This is a genomic window from Methylotenera sp. N17 (genome assembly GCF_000799155.1).
Lineage (GTDB): Bacteria > Pseudomonadota > Gammaproteobacteria > Burkholderiales > Methylophilaceae > Methylophilus.
Genome location: NZ_JUGE01000001.1, coordinates 2,642,937 through 2,658,891 on the forward strand (window position 1 = coordinate 2,642,937; position 15,955 = coordinate 2,658,891).

Annotated in this window: 13 protein-coding genes; 2 read left to right on the top strand and 11 right to left on the bottom strand. The window is 45.2% G+C overall.

Features of this window, described 5'->3' with window-relative positions; genetic code table 11:
* Window positions 1-54: 54 nt before the first annotated feature.
* Entirely contained in the window at window positions 55-375 is a 321-nt protein-coding gene (locus tag FG11_RS12580) for a PepSY domain-containing protein (RefSeq protein WP_047535464.1), read from the top strand.
* Between the two features lie 16 nt (window positions 376-391).
* Here FG11_RS12580 and FG11_RS12585 read toward each other — a convergent pair whose 3' ends face one another.
* The 3 genes from FG11_RS12585 to FG11_RS12595 are packed head-to-tail and all read right to left on the bottom strand — an operon-like array spanning window position 392 to window position 2,759.
* Window positions 392-1,723 (bottom strand): ATP-binding protein, encoded by a 1,332-nt coding sequence (locus FG11_RS12585; RefSeq protein ID WP_047535466.1) that lies wholly within the window; start codon window positions 1,721-1,723, stop codon window positions 392-394.
* The gene (locus FG11_RS12590) at window positions 1,720-2,388 is read right to left on the bottom strand and encodes a response regulator transcription factor (protein ID WP_020183462.1); all 669 of its coding nucleotides are present in this window, start codon (window positions 2,386-2,388) and stop codon (window positions 1,720-1,722) included. The genes FG11_RS12585 and FG11_RS12590 overlap by 4 nt, the downstream gene beginning before the upstream one ends.
* Window positions 2,389-2,390: 2 nt before the next feature.
* On the bottom strand, window positions 2,391-2,759 hold the full coding sequence (locus tag FG11_RS12595) for a PepSY domain-containing protein (RefSeq protein WP_047535468.1): 369 nt from the start codon (window positions 2,757-2,759) through the stop codon (window positions 2,391-2,393).
* A gap of 219 nt (window positions 2,760-2,978) precedes the next feature.
* Between FG11_RS12595 and FG11_RS12600 the strand changes: the two genes are divergently transcribed.
* Window positions 2,979-3,581 carry an alternative oxidase gene (locus FG11_RS12600; protein WP_020183464.1) on the top strand — a complete coding sequence of 201 codons (603 nt, stop codon included), beginning with the start codon at window positions 2,979-2,981 and terminating at the stop codon, window positions 3,579-3,581.
* 10 nt (window positions 3,582-3,591) lie between these two features.
* Here FG11_RS12600 and FG11_RS12605 read toward each other — a convergent pair whose 3' ends face one another.
* The 8 genes from FG11_RS12605 to FG11_RS12640 all read right to left on the bottom strand — a co-directional run bounded on the left by FG11_RS12605 (window position 3,592) and on the right by FG11_RS12640 (window position 15,954).
* Window positions 3,592-6,303, bottom strand: a complete 2,712-nt coding sequence (locus FG11_RS12605; RefSeq protein ID WP_235276388.1) for an EAL domain-containing protein — start codon at window positions 6,301-6,303, stop codon at window positions 3,592-3,594.
* 203 nt (window positions 6,304-6,506) lie between these two features.
* The gene (locus tag FG11_RS12610; protein ID WP_047535474.1) at window positions 6,507-8,693 is read right to left on the bottom strand and encodes a putative bifunctional diguanylate cyclase/phosphodiesterase; all 2,187 of its coding nucleotides are present in this window, start codon (window positions 8,691-8,693) and stop codon (window positions 6,507-6,509) included.
* A gap of 348 nt (window positions 8,694-9,041) precedes the next feature.
* Window positions 9,042-10,394 (bottom strand): phosphatase PAP2/dual specificity phosphatase family protein, encoded by a 1,353-nt coding sequence (locus tag FG11_RS12615; protein WP_047535476.1) that lies wholly within the window; start codon window positions 10,392-10,394, stop codon window positions 9,042-9,044.
* Window positions 10,394-12,163 (bottom strand): bifunctional alpha/beta hydrolase/class I SAM-dependent methyltransferase, encoded by a 1,770-nt coding sequence (locus tag FG11_RS12620; protein WP_047535477.1) that lies wholly within the window; start codon window positions 12,161-12,163, stop codon window positions 10,394-10,396. The genes FG11_RS12615 and FG11_RS12620 overlap by 1 nt, the downstream gene beginning before the upstream one ends.
* Window positions 12,164-12,209: 46 nt before the next feature.
* Window positions 12,210-12,815, bottom strand: a complete 606-nt coding sequence (locus FG11_RS12625; RefSeq protein ID WP_047535479.1) for a YybH family protein — start codon at window positions 12,813-12,815, stop codon at window positions 12,210-12,212.
* A gap of 13 nt (window positions 12,816-12,828) precedes the next feature.
* Window positions 12,829-13,755, bottom strand: a complete 927-nt coding sequence (locus FG11_RS12630; protein WP_047535481.1) for a phosphatidate cytidylyltransferase — start codon at window positions 13,753-13,755, stop codon at window positions 12,829-12,831.
* A complete protein-coding gene (locus FG11_RS12635) occupies window positions 13,745-14,290 on the bottom strand; it encodes a CDP-alcohol phosphatidyltransferase family protein (protein WP_235276389.1) in 546 nt (181 codons plus the stop codon). Before FG11_RS12635 ends, FG11_RS12630 begins: the two co-directional genes overlap by 11 nt.
* A 467-nt stretch (window positions 14,291-14,757) precedes the next feature.
* Window positions 14,758-15,954: a Fic family protein gene (locus FG11_RS12640; RefSeq protein ID WP_235276390.1), complete on the bottom strand. Its 1,197-nt coding sequence runs from the start codon at window positions 15,952-15,954 to the stop codon at window positions 14,758-14,760.
* Window position 15,955 lies beyond the last annotated feature (1 nt).

Consider the following 15,955-nt stretch of genomic DNA (forward strand, 5'->3'; position numbering starts at 1 on the left):
TATTCAGGTTGGGGGCGTAGAGTGGGTCTCACATTCACTCAATGGAGAACTAGTATGAAAAAATCAGTGCAAACCCTTTTGATGGCAACCGCCATCTCTTTTGCCATGTTTGGCCCCGCCCATGCGGATGACGATGATTTGCAAGAGATGGAGTCTATTTCAAAATCATTTGGCTTGATCCCTTTGGAACAAGCCAAAGCGACTGCATTACAAGCCAAGCCAGGTGTGATTAAAGATGCTGAACTTGAGAACCGCACCTTTGAAAAAGGCTGGGATTATGAGTTTGAAGTGGTCGATGCCGATGGCAAGGAGTGGGAAGTCAATGTGGATGCAAAAACCGGTAAAGTGCGCAACATCAAACGCGATTGGTTCTAGCCGAACATTTTAACGCTCAACCTTCATGCGCGTTAAATCTAATTTCCACCCGTAGGCCGCCTAGTGCGGCCGATCTGCCAAAGCTCAAGTGCGCACCATAGCTATCGACAATATCGTGTGCGATGGCCAATCCAAGGCCGCTGCCTGGTATGGATTCATCTGCACGAAAACCACGGCGCGTCAGTAAATTGAGCTCATGCTCGGCACATCCCGGCCCATCATCTTCAATGACAAAAATCGTGGTATTGCTCCCGCTGATGGTCAGCGATACGCTGCTGCGGCACCATTTGCATGCATTGTCGAGCAGGTTCCCCAATATTTCTAACAGGTCTTCCCGGTCACCATGAAAACGTGCATCCGGTGTGATTTCCCACATGATATTGACCGCTTTGGCCTGATAAATTTGCCGTAGGGTGTGCACCAGCTGTGCAATTTCTGCTTTCAAATCTACTCTGCGTGCAGGGTGCGTATCGCCTAGTAAACGTGCACGTTTAAGTTCATGCTCGATAGTGTGGCTAATGGATGTGGTTGTACGATAAATGTCGTTGCGTATTTCCGGGAGCATTTCCATCTCCGGTCGTTCCGCCGCCTGATTTAGCAGTGTCAGCTTGGTTTTAAGCGCATGTGCAAGATTGCCTAACGATTCTCTGGAACGTCTGGATTTATGTTGCACGGCGATCAAAAGGCGATTCATCTCTTCAATCAGCGGGGCTACTTCTTGTGGGCCATTATTGTTAATCTGACTTTCTTCGCCACTGGTCAGCTTGGCTATGTTGTCCTTGATTTGCTGCAAAGGTCGCAATGCATTCAGTACCACCAACCGTTGTATGGCCAGCAAAGCAAATAACCCTAATAAAGAAACGACGGCATACAGTAATTGAAAACGCATCACGCCAGCTTTGAGTGATGCCAGATTTTCTGCCACCGCAATGGTGATGACCCCTTGTTGTTTTTGGTAACCGTGCACGACAACGAGCAAAGGTTGTTGCTCAGGGCCATTGATATAGCGCTTGGTATGGGCGCCGGTGGTTAACGGTTGGATAGGCAAATCGACATCCCATAATGAGCGAGAGGTATGGCGCTGCTTGCCAGAAAATATCACATAGTAATGACCAGAAAAAGGCCGCTGATACACCGCACTGACATGTTTTGCATCCAGCAATAACTGTCCTGAAGCATCGAATTCTGTGCCCGCCAGCAAGCTTTCGCCCTCTCGCTGTAAGCGCTCGACCAGCTGGTCCTCTGTAAGCTTATTGATGGCATAAGTCACAATGGCCCACTGCAAAGTCAGCAACGCAACCAGGCTGATAATCAGCCCCCAAGAGAGGTGGCGCTTGAGAGAAATCATGTGCGTTTGGCCCCAAATACATAACCTTGGCCACGCTTGGTTTGAATTAAATCATTGCCGATTTTTTGGCGTAAACGATTCACGTACACTTCAATCACGTTGCTGTCTTTGTCTTCGTCATATTCATACACATGGGCGGTGAGTGCCGTTTTGGAGAGCACGTGACCGGGGTGCAGCATAAAGTAGCGTAATAATCTGAATTCGGTGCCTGTGAGGTCGTGACGCTCACCATTCTCCAGTACGACTGCTTGCGATTGTTCATCCAAGCTAAAGTGATCATGTTGCAACTCTCCGCTGACCACACCAGCACTGCGCTTCAACACGGCACTGATACGGGCTAATAGTTCTTCAATCTGAAAAGGCTTGCTAATGTAATCATCTGCGCCTGCATTAAAGCCCGCCACTTTTTCCTGCCAACTGCCGCGCGCGGTCAAAATAATGACCGGTATGCGGCAATCACCGTTGCGCCAGTTTCCAAGGACTTCTAGCCCTGAACGCTTTGGCAAACCTAGGTCCAACACAATCAAGTCATAGGGCTCTAATGTCCCCTGTATTTCTGCCTCTACGCCATCGGTGGTTATATCCACAGCATAGCCGGCTCTTTGCAACGCAGCCTGTAGCTGTGGGCCCAGCGTAGGGTCATCTTCCGCTAAGAGTAAACGCATAATCAGTCGTCTTGCTCCATCTTGATCAGCTTGCCGGTTTTGGCATCAAGTTTCAGCTCCCACACCAGCCCTTTGTCATCGAGTATTTCTACCTCGTACACATATGCGCCATGTTTGCGTTCAAGCTCGGTTTCCAAAATCTCCCCGGGCTTGAGTGCTTTGGCTGCTTTGGTGATTTTTTCAAGCGAAAGAATTTGCCCGGAGGCTGACAACTTACGAGCAGTCGCCGGGCTTTCTCCAGCGCTGATGGGCTGACCGGTAAACCATACTAACGCGATAGCTAGCGGTGCTATCACGAGTAACACGCGCACTGATAGCGCGTTGGCGCATGCAGATACGCATTTGTTAAAGTAATAATTGTCAGTATTCATAACGCCATTTTAGACCGTTGTTCACAACGCGAGAAGGTTTAGGGATGATGCTTAATGTTAACGCCAGAAACTTAATTCAAGCTGAATATTGGGACTTGGTGTTTTAAGCGGACATCTCTATATGTTGTGATCGAATAGAGGATGAATTAATTCTAAAAGTATATGCCTAAGTTGTATCTGATTCATCTACACTGACTTATATAGCTAGGATATTGATTGATGGAACTGCAAAAGCACCGAACACCTGAAGATCTACGTGACCATATCGCGCTTAGTTTCACTAAGTTTTTACGCTATTTTGCAGACACGTTTTTTAGTGGACGCTATGGTCACCGTGCCGTTGTACTAGAAACTGTAGCCGCCGTGCCAGGTATGGTAGGGGGTGCGCTGCAACATTTAAAATCTTTACGCACCATGCAGCCGGATCGTGGCTGGATAAAAACATTGTTAGATGAAGCTGAAAATGAACGTATGCACTTGATGACGTTTATTGAGATTGCCAAGCCCAATGGATTTGAGCGTTTTTTAGTGATATTGGCGCAAGGTGTTTTTTACAATTTCTTCTTTGTGCTGTATGTGTTTTCGCCTAAAACCGCACATCGCGTCGTCGGGTATTTTGAAGAAGAAGCAGTGATCAGCTATACCGAGTATTTGGCGGGTATTGAAAATGGCACTTACGAAAATGTACCGGCACCACAAATTGCTATTGATTATTGGAAGCTTGCGCCAGATGCGCGCTTGAAGGATGTAGTGATAGTTGTCCGCAATGATGAAGCCGGACATCGCGATGTGAACCACGATTTTGCCAATCAGCTCAGTTAAAACGATTGTGTTACTTAGTCTTTTTAGGTGGCTTTTTAGTATTAATCCAACGCAAAAACGTATCAACAGGCATCGGCTTGGCAATCCAATACCCTTGCGCGATATCACAGCCTAACTCGACGAGTCTGTCCCACTGTTCCTGTGTTTCCACGCCCTCTGCAACTACTTTTTTATCCAGCGCGTGCGCTAAATCAATAGTGGAACGCACAATCATCAAAGACTCTTTGCTCAACAGCATATTGTTCACAAACGATTGATCAATTTTAATGAACTGCACCGGGAGTCGTTGCAGGTAGCTGAGCGATGAATAGCCCGTTCCAAAATCATCAATACTCAGGGGAATGTCTTGCTCACGTAATAGGTGCAATATCTCCAAGGCATGCTGCGCGTCATCCATGACGGAAGTTTCCGTGACTTCAATCTCCAAAAGATTTGCGCCTATGTTCCACTTGGTTTTTAAGTCGCGGATTCTCTCTACTAGATCTTCCTCGTGTAAGTTGCGTGCTGAGAGATTGATGGCGATTGGCATCACAAAACCAGCGCTTTCCCAAGTATGCATCAATTGCATCGCCGTACCGATGACCCATTGAGTGATGGGCTTAATCAACCCGATTTGCTCAGCCAGTGGAATAAATTCACTGGGCGAGATCAACCCACGTTCAGGGTGGTTCCAACGTATGAGTCCTTCAACACCACACGTCTTACCCGTGTTGAATTCCACTTTGGGTTGCAGGTAAAGCGCGAGTTGGTTTTGATCGATGCCACGCCTAAGTTCTGCTGCCAGTGCTAAACGATGCGGCTTGTCTGAATCCTGTGTGTGATCAAACATTTGGTAGCGGACACCTTTTTTCTTAGCTTGGCGTACTGCAAAATCGGTATGTCGATATAAATCATGAGGTGTTGACCCGTGTGCTGGAAACATGGCGATGCCGATTTTTGCAGAGATATCGAGTGCAATGTCCGAGATCACAATCGGCTGCGCTAATAAAGATTCAAGCTGATTCACCAATCTCACTGCATCGTCGGCGCTGCTATTGTGCAATAAAATCCCAAACTCATCACCGCGTAGTCTGGCTATGTTGCTTGTAGCAGGTGCTACTTGCTTTAATCGCTCTGCAAATTCTTGGAGTACTTGGTCGCCTTTACTAAACCCTAGCGCATCGTTGATTTCACTTAATTTTTCGATATTGATCTGCACGAGCGGAAAAGACTGATTCGTGCGTTTTCCTGATTCGATGGCTTCAATGAGCAGGTCGGTAAACTGAGTTTCATTGGGTAAGCCAGTCAGGGCATCAAAATGCGTCAGTTTGTAAAACGCTAATTCAGCTAATTTTCTATCGGTGATATCAGCAATGAGCACATAATAGCCGCCAATCACGCCATCCATATTGGTGGTGGGTACATAGTTAACCATCTGCCAAACATTCGGGAACGGCTCCCAATCATAGTGAATAGATTTACCTAGTAGCGCCTGAGCTATATGCGGGGCCGCCTTTTGGTAACGCTCATCGCCAAGCGCTTCTTTTACACTTAACCCTTGAATGTTACTCGTGTCTGGTGTAAAAAACCGATCAATATATCTTTGGTTGGCATAGACATATCGCTGCTGCGCATCCACGTAAGCAATCAGCGCAGGCACATTGTCCGTCACTTTACGTAGGTTTTCTGCGCTAGCTTGCAACTCAGCTGTGCGTGCTTCAACCTCTTTCTCAAGCCGATTGTTTTGCGTTTGAATATCACGCTCGGCCTCACGCTCTATGCTGACATCTCTGAACACAAGTACAACGCCAACCACCACTCCAGAGGAATCTAGTATGGGCGCCGCACTGTCGGCAATTGGACGCGTAATACCATGACGGTCAACTAGTACGGTGTTCTTTTCTAAGCCTTGCACCGCTCTAGTTTCAATGGCGGTTTGGATAGGGATAGAAGAAGGACGGCCAGTGAGCTCGCTAAATATTTTAAACACCTCTTCAATCGGGCGGCCTTCTGCGGCAGAAAAATGCCAGCCAGTTAATTGCTCTGCAATGGGATTCATGCGGGTGATACATCCATTGGTATCTGTCGCGATTACACCGTCTCCAATAGAGTGGAGCGTTGTGGACAGTCTATTTTCATTTTCGGCTAATGCTTTACGGCTTGAATAGAGATCTTTTAGCTGTTTTAAAATGAGGAAAAATGTAGAAAAAAGCAGCGCTAAAAGCAATGTGCCGGAAAATAAAAGGGCAGCGATACTCAACTGCCGGGTTCTATCCTGTTCAATCAAGCGTTGTTTTAATAACTGCCGCTCTTCGTTCTCCATGTCTCGCCACAAATGGTAGATACGATCGCGTGTCTCTTGCAAGGGAGTTCTCGCGATATAGGCATTAGCAGCTTCCAAGCCTTGGCTTTTTCTCAGATACACCATGTGCCTGGCAATTGTTAGGCGCTCATCGATCACCTCCCGGATTTGTTGCCAGCGAAGTTGCTGAATGGGGTTATCAACAGTTGCTTGCTTGATGAGGTGTAGGGATTTTTCTCTTGATTGGATGACTTGATCGCGCTCGGCAATGCGCTTTTCATCGCCGGTAATTCTGTAGGTTTGCGTGCTTAACTCTATTTGAATCGTGTCAGACTTGGCTTGCACAACATTATTGAGCACTTCGTGTGTGTGTTGCACCCACACCATTGCATCTGCAGCGTTTTTGGATAAGTGCAATGCCGCGGCTATAATTGCAAGCACGATAAAACAAGCTACACCGAACACTGATAGCAATTTCTCATGAAATGCGTAATAAGCCTTCAATATAGTTCCAAATTAACAATGGTTATTATTTTGTTTTATTGTAAATGAACTTTTACAAATATTGAAAATTGTCCATTAAAATTAATTGCTTAGTTTAGGTCGGGCCTTTTTCTGATGTTGTTGTAAGGATTTCCCATTTTTTACGCAACGGCCCGCGCGTATTGTTTGATGCCTAGTATTGCTGAAAATTTAATCGCTGACATGGGTTTGCCAAATAAGTAGCCTTGGCCCTCACTGCATTTCTTTTGCATCAGGTGCTTACGTTGCGCTTCAGTTTCAATCCCTTCAGCAATCGCTTCAAGATGGAAGCTGTGCGCCATGTCCAACGTTGCGCGGATCACAGAGGCATCCTGCTCATGTTCCAACATGCCGTGAACGAACGATTGATCGATTTTGATACGGGTCAACGGATAAGTCTTGAGTAGGCTTAAAGATGCATACCCTGTACCAAAATCATCAAAAGCAATACCAACACCATGTTCACGCAAGTGATGCAATGAGCGGAGTACCACGTCATCATGATTCAGCGCAATATTCTCAGTAATCTCCAGCTCTAGTGCTTCAGGGGGTAAGCCATGCCTGTCTAATGTTTCCATGACTTCTGAGACTAGATCGCCCACTCTGAATTGTGCTCCAAACAGATTAACGCCCATACGCAGATTGGCTGCACCGTTACGTCGCCAGTATGCGGCTTGCGCACATGCTTCATCTAAAACCCAAGCGCCAACCGTTGCCGCAAGTGTGCCGCCCTCTAGCGCAGGGAGAAATGAAGCAGGCGTCAATATGCCTCTTTGTGGGTGGTTCCAGCGGATGAGTGCTTCTGCGCCGGTAATTTCGCCAGTCAATAAATTCACCTGTGGCTGATAGAAAAGCAGAAACTCTCCCTCATCGACAGCGCGATGCAGTTCAAGCGCATACAAGCGCCTAGCGTCTGCCTCCATGCGTAAAGCCGTGACAAATAGAAAAACACGTCCACGCCCTAGGCTTTTAGCTTTGAATAAGGCAAGGTCAGCGTTGCTGACCAATTCCAACGCTTCATGTGCCTGAAGTGGGGCGAGTGCTGCGCCACAACTTGCTGCGATCCTGACTTCCTGACCATCCATCACAATCGGTAATGCAATGTGTTGAATCACTGATTCGGCGACTTCTTTCACCAATGCTGTGTCCGTCATAAAAGGCAATAAAATCGCAAATTCATCCCCGCCAATTCTGGCTGCAACCCCAATATGTTCCACCAATTTAGCAATGCGAACCGAGACTTCTTTGAGTATCGTATCACCAACGATATGTCCCAAGGTATCGTTGATGTCCTTGAAGCCGTCCAGATCGATCATTAACACAGATGCTGGCTTAGCGGCGATGAGTGTGTCTTCTACACTGCGATAAAAGCTTGCTCTATTGGCAAGACCCGTGAGCGGATCAATGTTGGCTTGATGGCGTAACTCCATTTCTTCCAGACGTTGTGCGGTGATGTCTTTAAGCACTGCTTCAAACTTCATTTGGCCGGCTTCTTTCCAACCAAATAGTGAGAATCCGAGCAGAAACTCGGTGCCATCTTTACGCAAGCCTCGTACTTCCGAAGGGATGCTGAGCTGATCCAGAGAGGCTGTAGCAATTGCATGGGCGACAGAGGCTTGGAACTGTAAATGATGGCGTTCTGGAATCAGCATTTCAACCGGTTTACCAACGCCTTCTTCAAGGGTATAGCCATGAGATTGTGCGGCTGCTGCGTTCCATGCAGTAATACGACGGGTCTCGTCAAACCACACTACAGGCGTATTTGAACTGCCTGCATATTCTTCAAAGTTAGGTCTGGTGCGGTTAGCCGCTACTTCAATGCGTCTTAGCTCAAGACGGTCTGACACCATCTTGGCAAGCTCTTGTAACCGCAAATGATCATCTGCAGAAAAATCCAAGTGTGGCTTATTATCAATGACGCACAACGCCCCCAGTGCGAGACCTTCCGGAGTGCGCAATGGAACCCCAGCATAAAAACGAAGATTTGCCACGCCGGTGACTAAAGGATTATCGTGGAATCGATCATCCAGCGTGGCATCTGGAATCACCATGCCATTGACTTCATTGATGGCATGCGCACAAAAAGAGACATCGCGACTCATGTCCACCGTACCAACGCCCACACTCGCGGCAAAGAACACATGATCACTACCAATCATGTTGACTGCAGCAACAGGCATATTGAACATGCGCGCTGCAATCTGAACTGCTGGTTCAAGGCTAGGGATTAACTTTTCATCGTCTAGGCCATGATTGGATAAGGCAATCAATCGTTCTGATTCAGTCGAAAGTATCGCTGGACACTTCATCAAACCCTCCTTGTTCTTACGTAGATTTTTAGCGGAGATAGATCAAGACTTTTGATTCTATTAAAAATTTGGGTGTTTGCATACCCATCAAAATTGTATGGTGCCAGTTTTTTATGAATTAAATCTGTCATCGTTGATGTAACGAGAAGGTGGCTATCACCATTGATTGCCATGCGCACAAAGTATATTAGACAAGCAGTACTTTTCATTTATATGAATAATGACTAGGCTGTAGTCGTGTTATCTCTTTCTTTACAACCGTAGTCTTAGTGAGATTTCTCGAAAATTTTGTACTTTGAACGATGTTTACGTGGCGAGTAAGGTTCTGGGTGGAGTCGCTTTTAGTGTTTAAGTTAATTGAGCCGAGCCGTTGTTGTTTAACTGTAAAAGTGCCTGGCAAATATTTTTCTGGTGCTCTGAATTTAATAGTAGGTTAGGACGCAATGAACTGACATGCGTGATAGCTTCTTGAATGCTTGTCGCGTATCCCCGCCAAACCAGCCAACATACCACCACGCTGGCGCTGCGTGAAACGCCCAATGCGCAATGCACTAGCACATTGCCTTGTTGCTGTGCATTATCCAGCCAGTGTACGGCTCTAACCAGTGCTTTCGTGTTTGGCGCGGTTAAGTCCATGACGGGAAGATATTTTTTTGATGGTGCTTTAATAGGCGACACGGGAAACTCGTTGGTTAAATCTAGTACTGCAGCCCAATTCATTTGGCGTGTATGTGTACTAGGAAATGCACCCAGCCAAATATTGTCGTGCACTTGATTAAACAGTGATTGCTGCTTGGTATGGTGGCGATAGCTTAGCCAAGCGCCTAGTAAATAAGGTGCCAGCAATAGTCGCGCCGGCCAGCGCATTTGGCCATTGTGTCGCTGAAACACTTGCTGCTCAAACCCATAGTAGGCGGCTGCAACTAAGCTTAAAGCAATCGATATCCAAATAAAGATTATGGTGAGTATGCTAGATATTCGACTCAAAAATAATCCTGACATTAACAACAAAATAGCACCTAAAGCATAGCGTAGTGCAATCTTTTTCATGCGATCAGTGGGCGCTTTCCAGCGCCAAAAAAAAGGCCTGTCAGGAATCAAATACAAGCAGACAATGCCGACTAAAGCGCCTGTCCAAATATCAATAAAATGGTGCTGATAGACCAGTAATACGGAAGCCGCAATCGCGGCAAACCAAGCATGCAAAGCTAGCCTAGCAAAGCTTTGCAGTTTTTTGGCGTACACCACCCACAAAATAATGAGCAAACTAATATGTAATGATGGCGCTTGGTTGTAGGGCTTATCAAACCCTAATAACAACGCTTGTAGCATGCCATTAAAACCTTCGGCTTTAGGGACTGTAAATGAAAACTGCAGCGGATATAGCAGAAAGCCAATAAGCGAAATTACCGTTGCGAGTAGCAATCTCAACGCATGTCGATCAAGTGCGCTACGTTTACGAAATAGGAAAAGTGACACGCCGTAAAAAGCATCAATTGACATATAAGGCAGCATTAGCCAAGGGACGAAGGGTATGTAATGTTCCCAAGGTTCGACCATGATGCCGATATCATTGCGCCCGCTTGTTAGGTAATTTAGCCAGCCATAACCAAGAAAAAAGAAGGGTCCAAGAAAAGCCAGCCATGCTGCCCCACGTTTCCACAATAGAGGTGGTTTGGTAAGCCTAAGTTGGCTGCCCATTATCTACGCCTTGCAAGTGATACGCTAAAAATTCCCCATGTGTCTGACCATTGGTCTACTTTTTCAAAACCAGCGGCTGAGACCAACTGATCTATCTCTTGTTGTGTTCGGCGTCGCATTACCCAAGCTTTGTTTTGTCGATGGCTAGTGAGTGTTCTCGCGATTAACTCTAATTGTGGATGCCATGGCTGGTTGGTATACACCAAATATCCGCCTGAGTCTAACGCTTGGTAAATTCCAGAAAGTGAGCTTTGCACAGGCGCATTTTCAGGGAATAACTCGTATAAGCCTGACACGATTGCCAGTGTTGGTTTGGGCGTCATGGCAGCGATAGATGGCGCATCAAAAGCATCCGCCAACTCAAAGTGCGCGGTTGATTCCAAACTCAACTGTTTAATCATTGCCCGACCTGCTGTTACGTTGAGTTCACTGTAATCACGTAATAGTGCGTAGTCAGCTTTGACTGCTAAAGCAGTGTGTAAGACGTAGCGGCCATGTCCTGCGGCAATATCCATCATACGCACAGGTTGGTTATCTGCACGCAAAAGGGTTGCAGCTTTTATTGCTAAAGCTTCAATATGCTGCTTGCGAATACGTATGCCACGCCAGCCAATCGCATCTAGATAAGTTCGATCTATCAAGCGCCCTATAAAACCACTGCCACGTGCTTCATTCTCATACACATAATCTAATGAGCTGCCAGAATCAAAGCCCGTATCTAAAGCAAGCTTTAAGCCTTTAGATGTTTGGCTACCAAGGCGAATATTCAAGCGCGTCGCAGCAAAATACCAGTTTTTTGGATTAAATAACGATAAAGGTTTTTTAAGTTGCTCGACTTCATCGTGTGTAAAGCCAGTGATATCGGCCTTTGTTAAATCAGGCTGTGCAAAGGGGGTTGCAAATTGTGACTGTATAAACTCGCGTGCTTTTGTGAGTGGTAGATGCCTATCCTTTTCACCTAAGGTGTCGTGAAAAAACCCATCAAATACATGATATTCCTTTGTTTTAGAACCTAGTTTTTTAAATAATGCTTGTACAGGTTTTTGATGTACCACCCAATCGCTGCCTGATATTAGAAACTGTGTAGGTGTAGTGATTGCTGCTGCATCTTTCAGTAAGCGTTCAGCGGTTTCATATAGCTCGAGCAAAATATTCACGGCAATAGGACGTGTAATTAACGGGTCTATTTCGTATGATGCAATTCGCTCTGTATCATGGGTGAGCCATTTGGCTTTTACATATGAGTTGACAAATGCGAGTGCTGGAATTGCTTTTGTTAAACCAAGCGCTTGTATCGCCCCAAGGGCGGTGCGCGCAAAAGGCACATAGAGTTTTACTTTAAGCGCAGGCGAGGCTAGAACCAAACAGCGAATATTGGGTGCATAGTCATGCACCCAAGTGGCTGCAATCACACCTCCAACGCTTTGTGCAATGACGGCGATATCCTCCATTTTGAAGCCATGCTTTTGGCAGATGTGACGCGCGAATACATCGGCATCTTTAGCAAAGAGTCCAAAATTGTCAGCATAGCCTCGTACGCCAGGTGATTTGCCAAGTCCGCGCGCATCCCATGCAAAGCAATCGTAATCAGGCATATTTAAACTATCAACGACATCTTGTTGACGCCCGGAGTGTTCATGCCCACGATGAAATAAAATAATTGCGCGCTTGTGCGCTGTTTGCTGCTTGCTTGGCCAGTGCCTATAAAAAATCTCAGCACCATCTACAGCGCTGAATGTCTGTTCTTGAGCGATACGTTTTTCTAGCATTACTTATTCTTTCTCTATGATTTTTTTGTTAATGCTAGATTGCTGCTTAGCGTTTTTTTCTTTTCCAAAAGAACATCAGTAATGCGCCTAATAAAAGTCCAACACCCATGCCACCAGCAGCATAATATTTAGTGGAATCTTTTACCGCTGCAAAAATAGGATTGTCGTAAAAATTAGTGCCAATGTGTAATGCCAAAATGCGCCATTTGCCGTCAGCCTCTTTTACCACTGTGGCAGTCCAGCGCGTTTTCATTGGCAGATAGCGACCGTCGGTAAGTTGATAATTTTCGATACCGCCACCATAGACCAATCCCCAGCTTGGATTAGCTGGGTCACCATACAGCTGTGTTAATGAATCAGGATTGAGCTTGATATCAAGTTTTATTAAATAGCCACCCTTGCCAAACCAGTCTTTAAAATAAGCATCTATACCATCAGGTGTAGATATTAATTGCTGATTAATTGTAGTTACACGAAGTTTTTCAGAAAAATATTGCTTCAAATCGCCATATTTTTCCGTGTTGATAGCAGTCTCTATGCCTTGTAGTAAATTACGTAGTTCTTGGTGGATGGCATGGTGTTTCTCTTCATCAGCCGCAAATATGCTACCTGAAGCAATCAGCAAAAAAATGACTAAAAGTTGTCTTAACAAAATTAGCTTTCCTTTAATAATGCAGATAATAAATAAAATGGAAAAACAATGGTGCTGTGAAAATTAAACTATCAATACGATCCAAAATGCCGCCATGTCCAGGAATCATATCACTTGTATTTTTTAAGCCAATATCTCTTTTAATTGCAGACATGGTGACATCACCCACAAAGCCTCCGAGCCCTATCATAGCACCAGCTGTAATAGCCTCCCAGCGTAATAATGGCGTTAAATAAGGGGCTAACAGCCAAGCTAGAAAAGTAGTAGTGGCTACGCCCCCCAACAAGCCTGCAAGTGTTTTGTTAGGGCTGATTTTTGGGACAACTTTTGTGTTTCCGAAAAATTTACCCCATACAAACTGTAATACATCATTAAATTGGGTAAGAAATACTAGAAATAATAGTAATCCAGCGCTACCTGCAGAGGTGTTACCTGCATCTGGCAATGCTAGCAAATAGGCTGCATGAGAAATCGCAAACACGTTAGCCATTAATCCCCAATGTAGCGTCCCAACTGCTTTTAAAAATCCCTGAGTTTCTCCTTTAATGACCATGCAAAGTGGCATAAATAAAAACATATAAACAGGGATGAAAATGATAAACATGCCATACCAGCTTTGCCACACAAATAGATATTGCAGTGGAACAGTAAGGTAAGCTAAATAAAGTAAATGTCTATCAGCAATCCTAATAGAGATCATGCCGAAATATTCTTTTAGTGCGATGACGCTGATAAATGCAAATAAGGCAACCAATGGTATACGCCCCCCAATGATTGCCAAACTAAATAAGCTTGCCATCACCCACCAAGAACGTATGCGTAGCCATAGATCATGATCACCCGCGCTTGGTTTAACTAAGACTTTGAGCCCAATAGCAATCGTGCCTGTAAGCAACACTGCTAGTACACCATATAGAGCATATTGCAGATTAATGGGCATTGTTTTCCTGATTAGCCTCTTGCAAAGCACCATTAGCGCGATTGACTATTGTTAGTATCAACATTAGTAACATTAAAACTAATAGCCAATTTACCCATACGCCTGCCTGTATACCAAGACCAAGTATTAGTGCCACTGCGCCAAGCCAAAGTGCGCGATCACTTTTCCCCATGGGGCCTTGATACTGTCGCTTTGCGCCAACCTGTAATGCTACTACCCCTATCATTTCACTAATGGTAGCCATTACAACAAACACTACAACTAGCGATACATCTATATTTGGTAGTATTGCTAACGGTAGATAAAGCCCTGCATCAGCAATCACATCACCCAGTTCATTTAATATTGTCCCTAAATGTGATTGTTGCCCATGTTCACGTGCCAACATGCCATCCATCGCATTTAGTCCCATTCGTATGAATAATACTAATGGAAACATCAACAATGGCCATGTAGCGTGTGGCTGCCAAAGAATGAAGCCTCCCCCCATGAAAGATAGTAGTACTGCAACAATCGTCACTTGATTTGCTGTCACACCCAGCTTAGCTAGACATATCACTGCAGGCCTTAGTAAGGCCTGAAATCTTGGTTTTAATAGATAGATAGACGGCACAGAGGCTTCTTTAATTGAATATTATTAGTTGAGTTCTTACTTAGTCTAAATTAAGCAGCTATATATTTAAAGACTTAACGAATAGTAATCGAGGCAGACCTGATCTCGTCAGGCCGTCATTTATTATTACGAGCATTGAATATGTGATGGAAATTTGATTACGTGCTTAAGGCTTAAAAACAAAAAAGCCCACATCGCTGTGAGCTTTCTAAATGCTGGTGGCCGGGGGCAGAATCGAACTGCCGACATGGATTTTCAAAATGCATTTAAAAATATTTTTTTAATATAAACAATGCCTTGTAATGTTTTCCACATTCCTAATGTATCTGCGTTTAGTATAAATCAATCTTATTTTGTGTAGCGTAGCTACGATTGTTCTACGTAAAGTATTAGTCTTTCAGCGCATAGTTCGTACTTCTACCGCCCTGTTCAGGTTTCTCCATGATGCCAAGTGCAATGAGTTGATTGATGTCGCGTAAAGCAGTATCAGCAGAACACTTGGCTATTTTTGCCCATTTGCTGCTGGTCATATTCCCTTCAAATCCATCTAGTAAACGATTAATCATTTTGATTTGTCGCTCATTCAGTGGGGTAGTTGCCCATCTTTGCCAAAAGCCTGCTTTTCTTACTACATCTGACAACGTGGTCGTGGCTAATTCAATAGCGCGTAACATACACGCCAGAAACCACTCCAGCCATGGTGTTGCGTCCAGATTGCCTTTTTGAGATTGCTCAAGGATGTCGTAATAATGTTTGCGTTCACGCTGAACCTGTGCAGACAGGCTATAAAAACGCTGACCTGTCCCATCTGCTTTCGCCAAACCCATGTCACCAATAGCTCTGGCTATACGGCCGTTACCGTCATCAAAAGGATGGAGTGTCACAAACCACAGATGCGCCAAGCCGGCTTTCAGCAAGGGATCAACGGACTGGGTCTCATTAAACCAGTTTAAGAACGCTTTGATTTCACCCTTAAGTCGGTGAGCAGGCGGAGCTTCATAGTGGACTGTTTGACGGCCTATTGCGCCTGATACAACCTGCATCGGGCCTGTTTCATCATTACGCCATTGCGCTACATGAATACGTGACATGCCACTATAACCCGTTGGAAAAAGCGCAGCGTGCCAACCCAATAATCTGCTTGTGGATAAAGGCTGTTTAAAGTTACGGGTTGCATCTAGTACCATCTCGACAACACCATCAACGTGGCGATCGGCAGGAGCCAAAGCACCAATGTCCAAGCCTAATCTTTGTGCAATGGAGGAGCGAACGGCATCAGGATCAAGCTGTTCACCTTCGATCTCACTGGTTTTCAGCACATCCTCTGTGAAGATTGTGAGTGCCGCTTGATCGCGCATTTCAAAACCGAGGTTTTCCATGCGACCAAGCAGACGGCCTTGTGCATGGTGTACTTTTGAGAGCGCAATTGACAGTTGCGCATGGTCAAATGTCCAATGAGGCCATTGATCAAGTTGCCAAACGTATTGTTTATCTCCGCTATTCATGCGGTGATTATGGGCCTGATTCTCCGCATGGTCAACATTCTCCTTAATTAATGCGGAGAATATAGGGTTTAATCTCCGCATT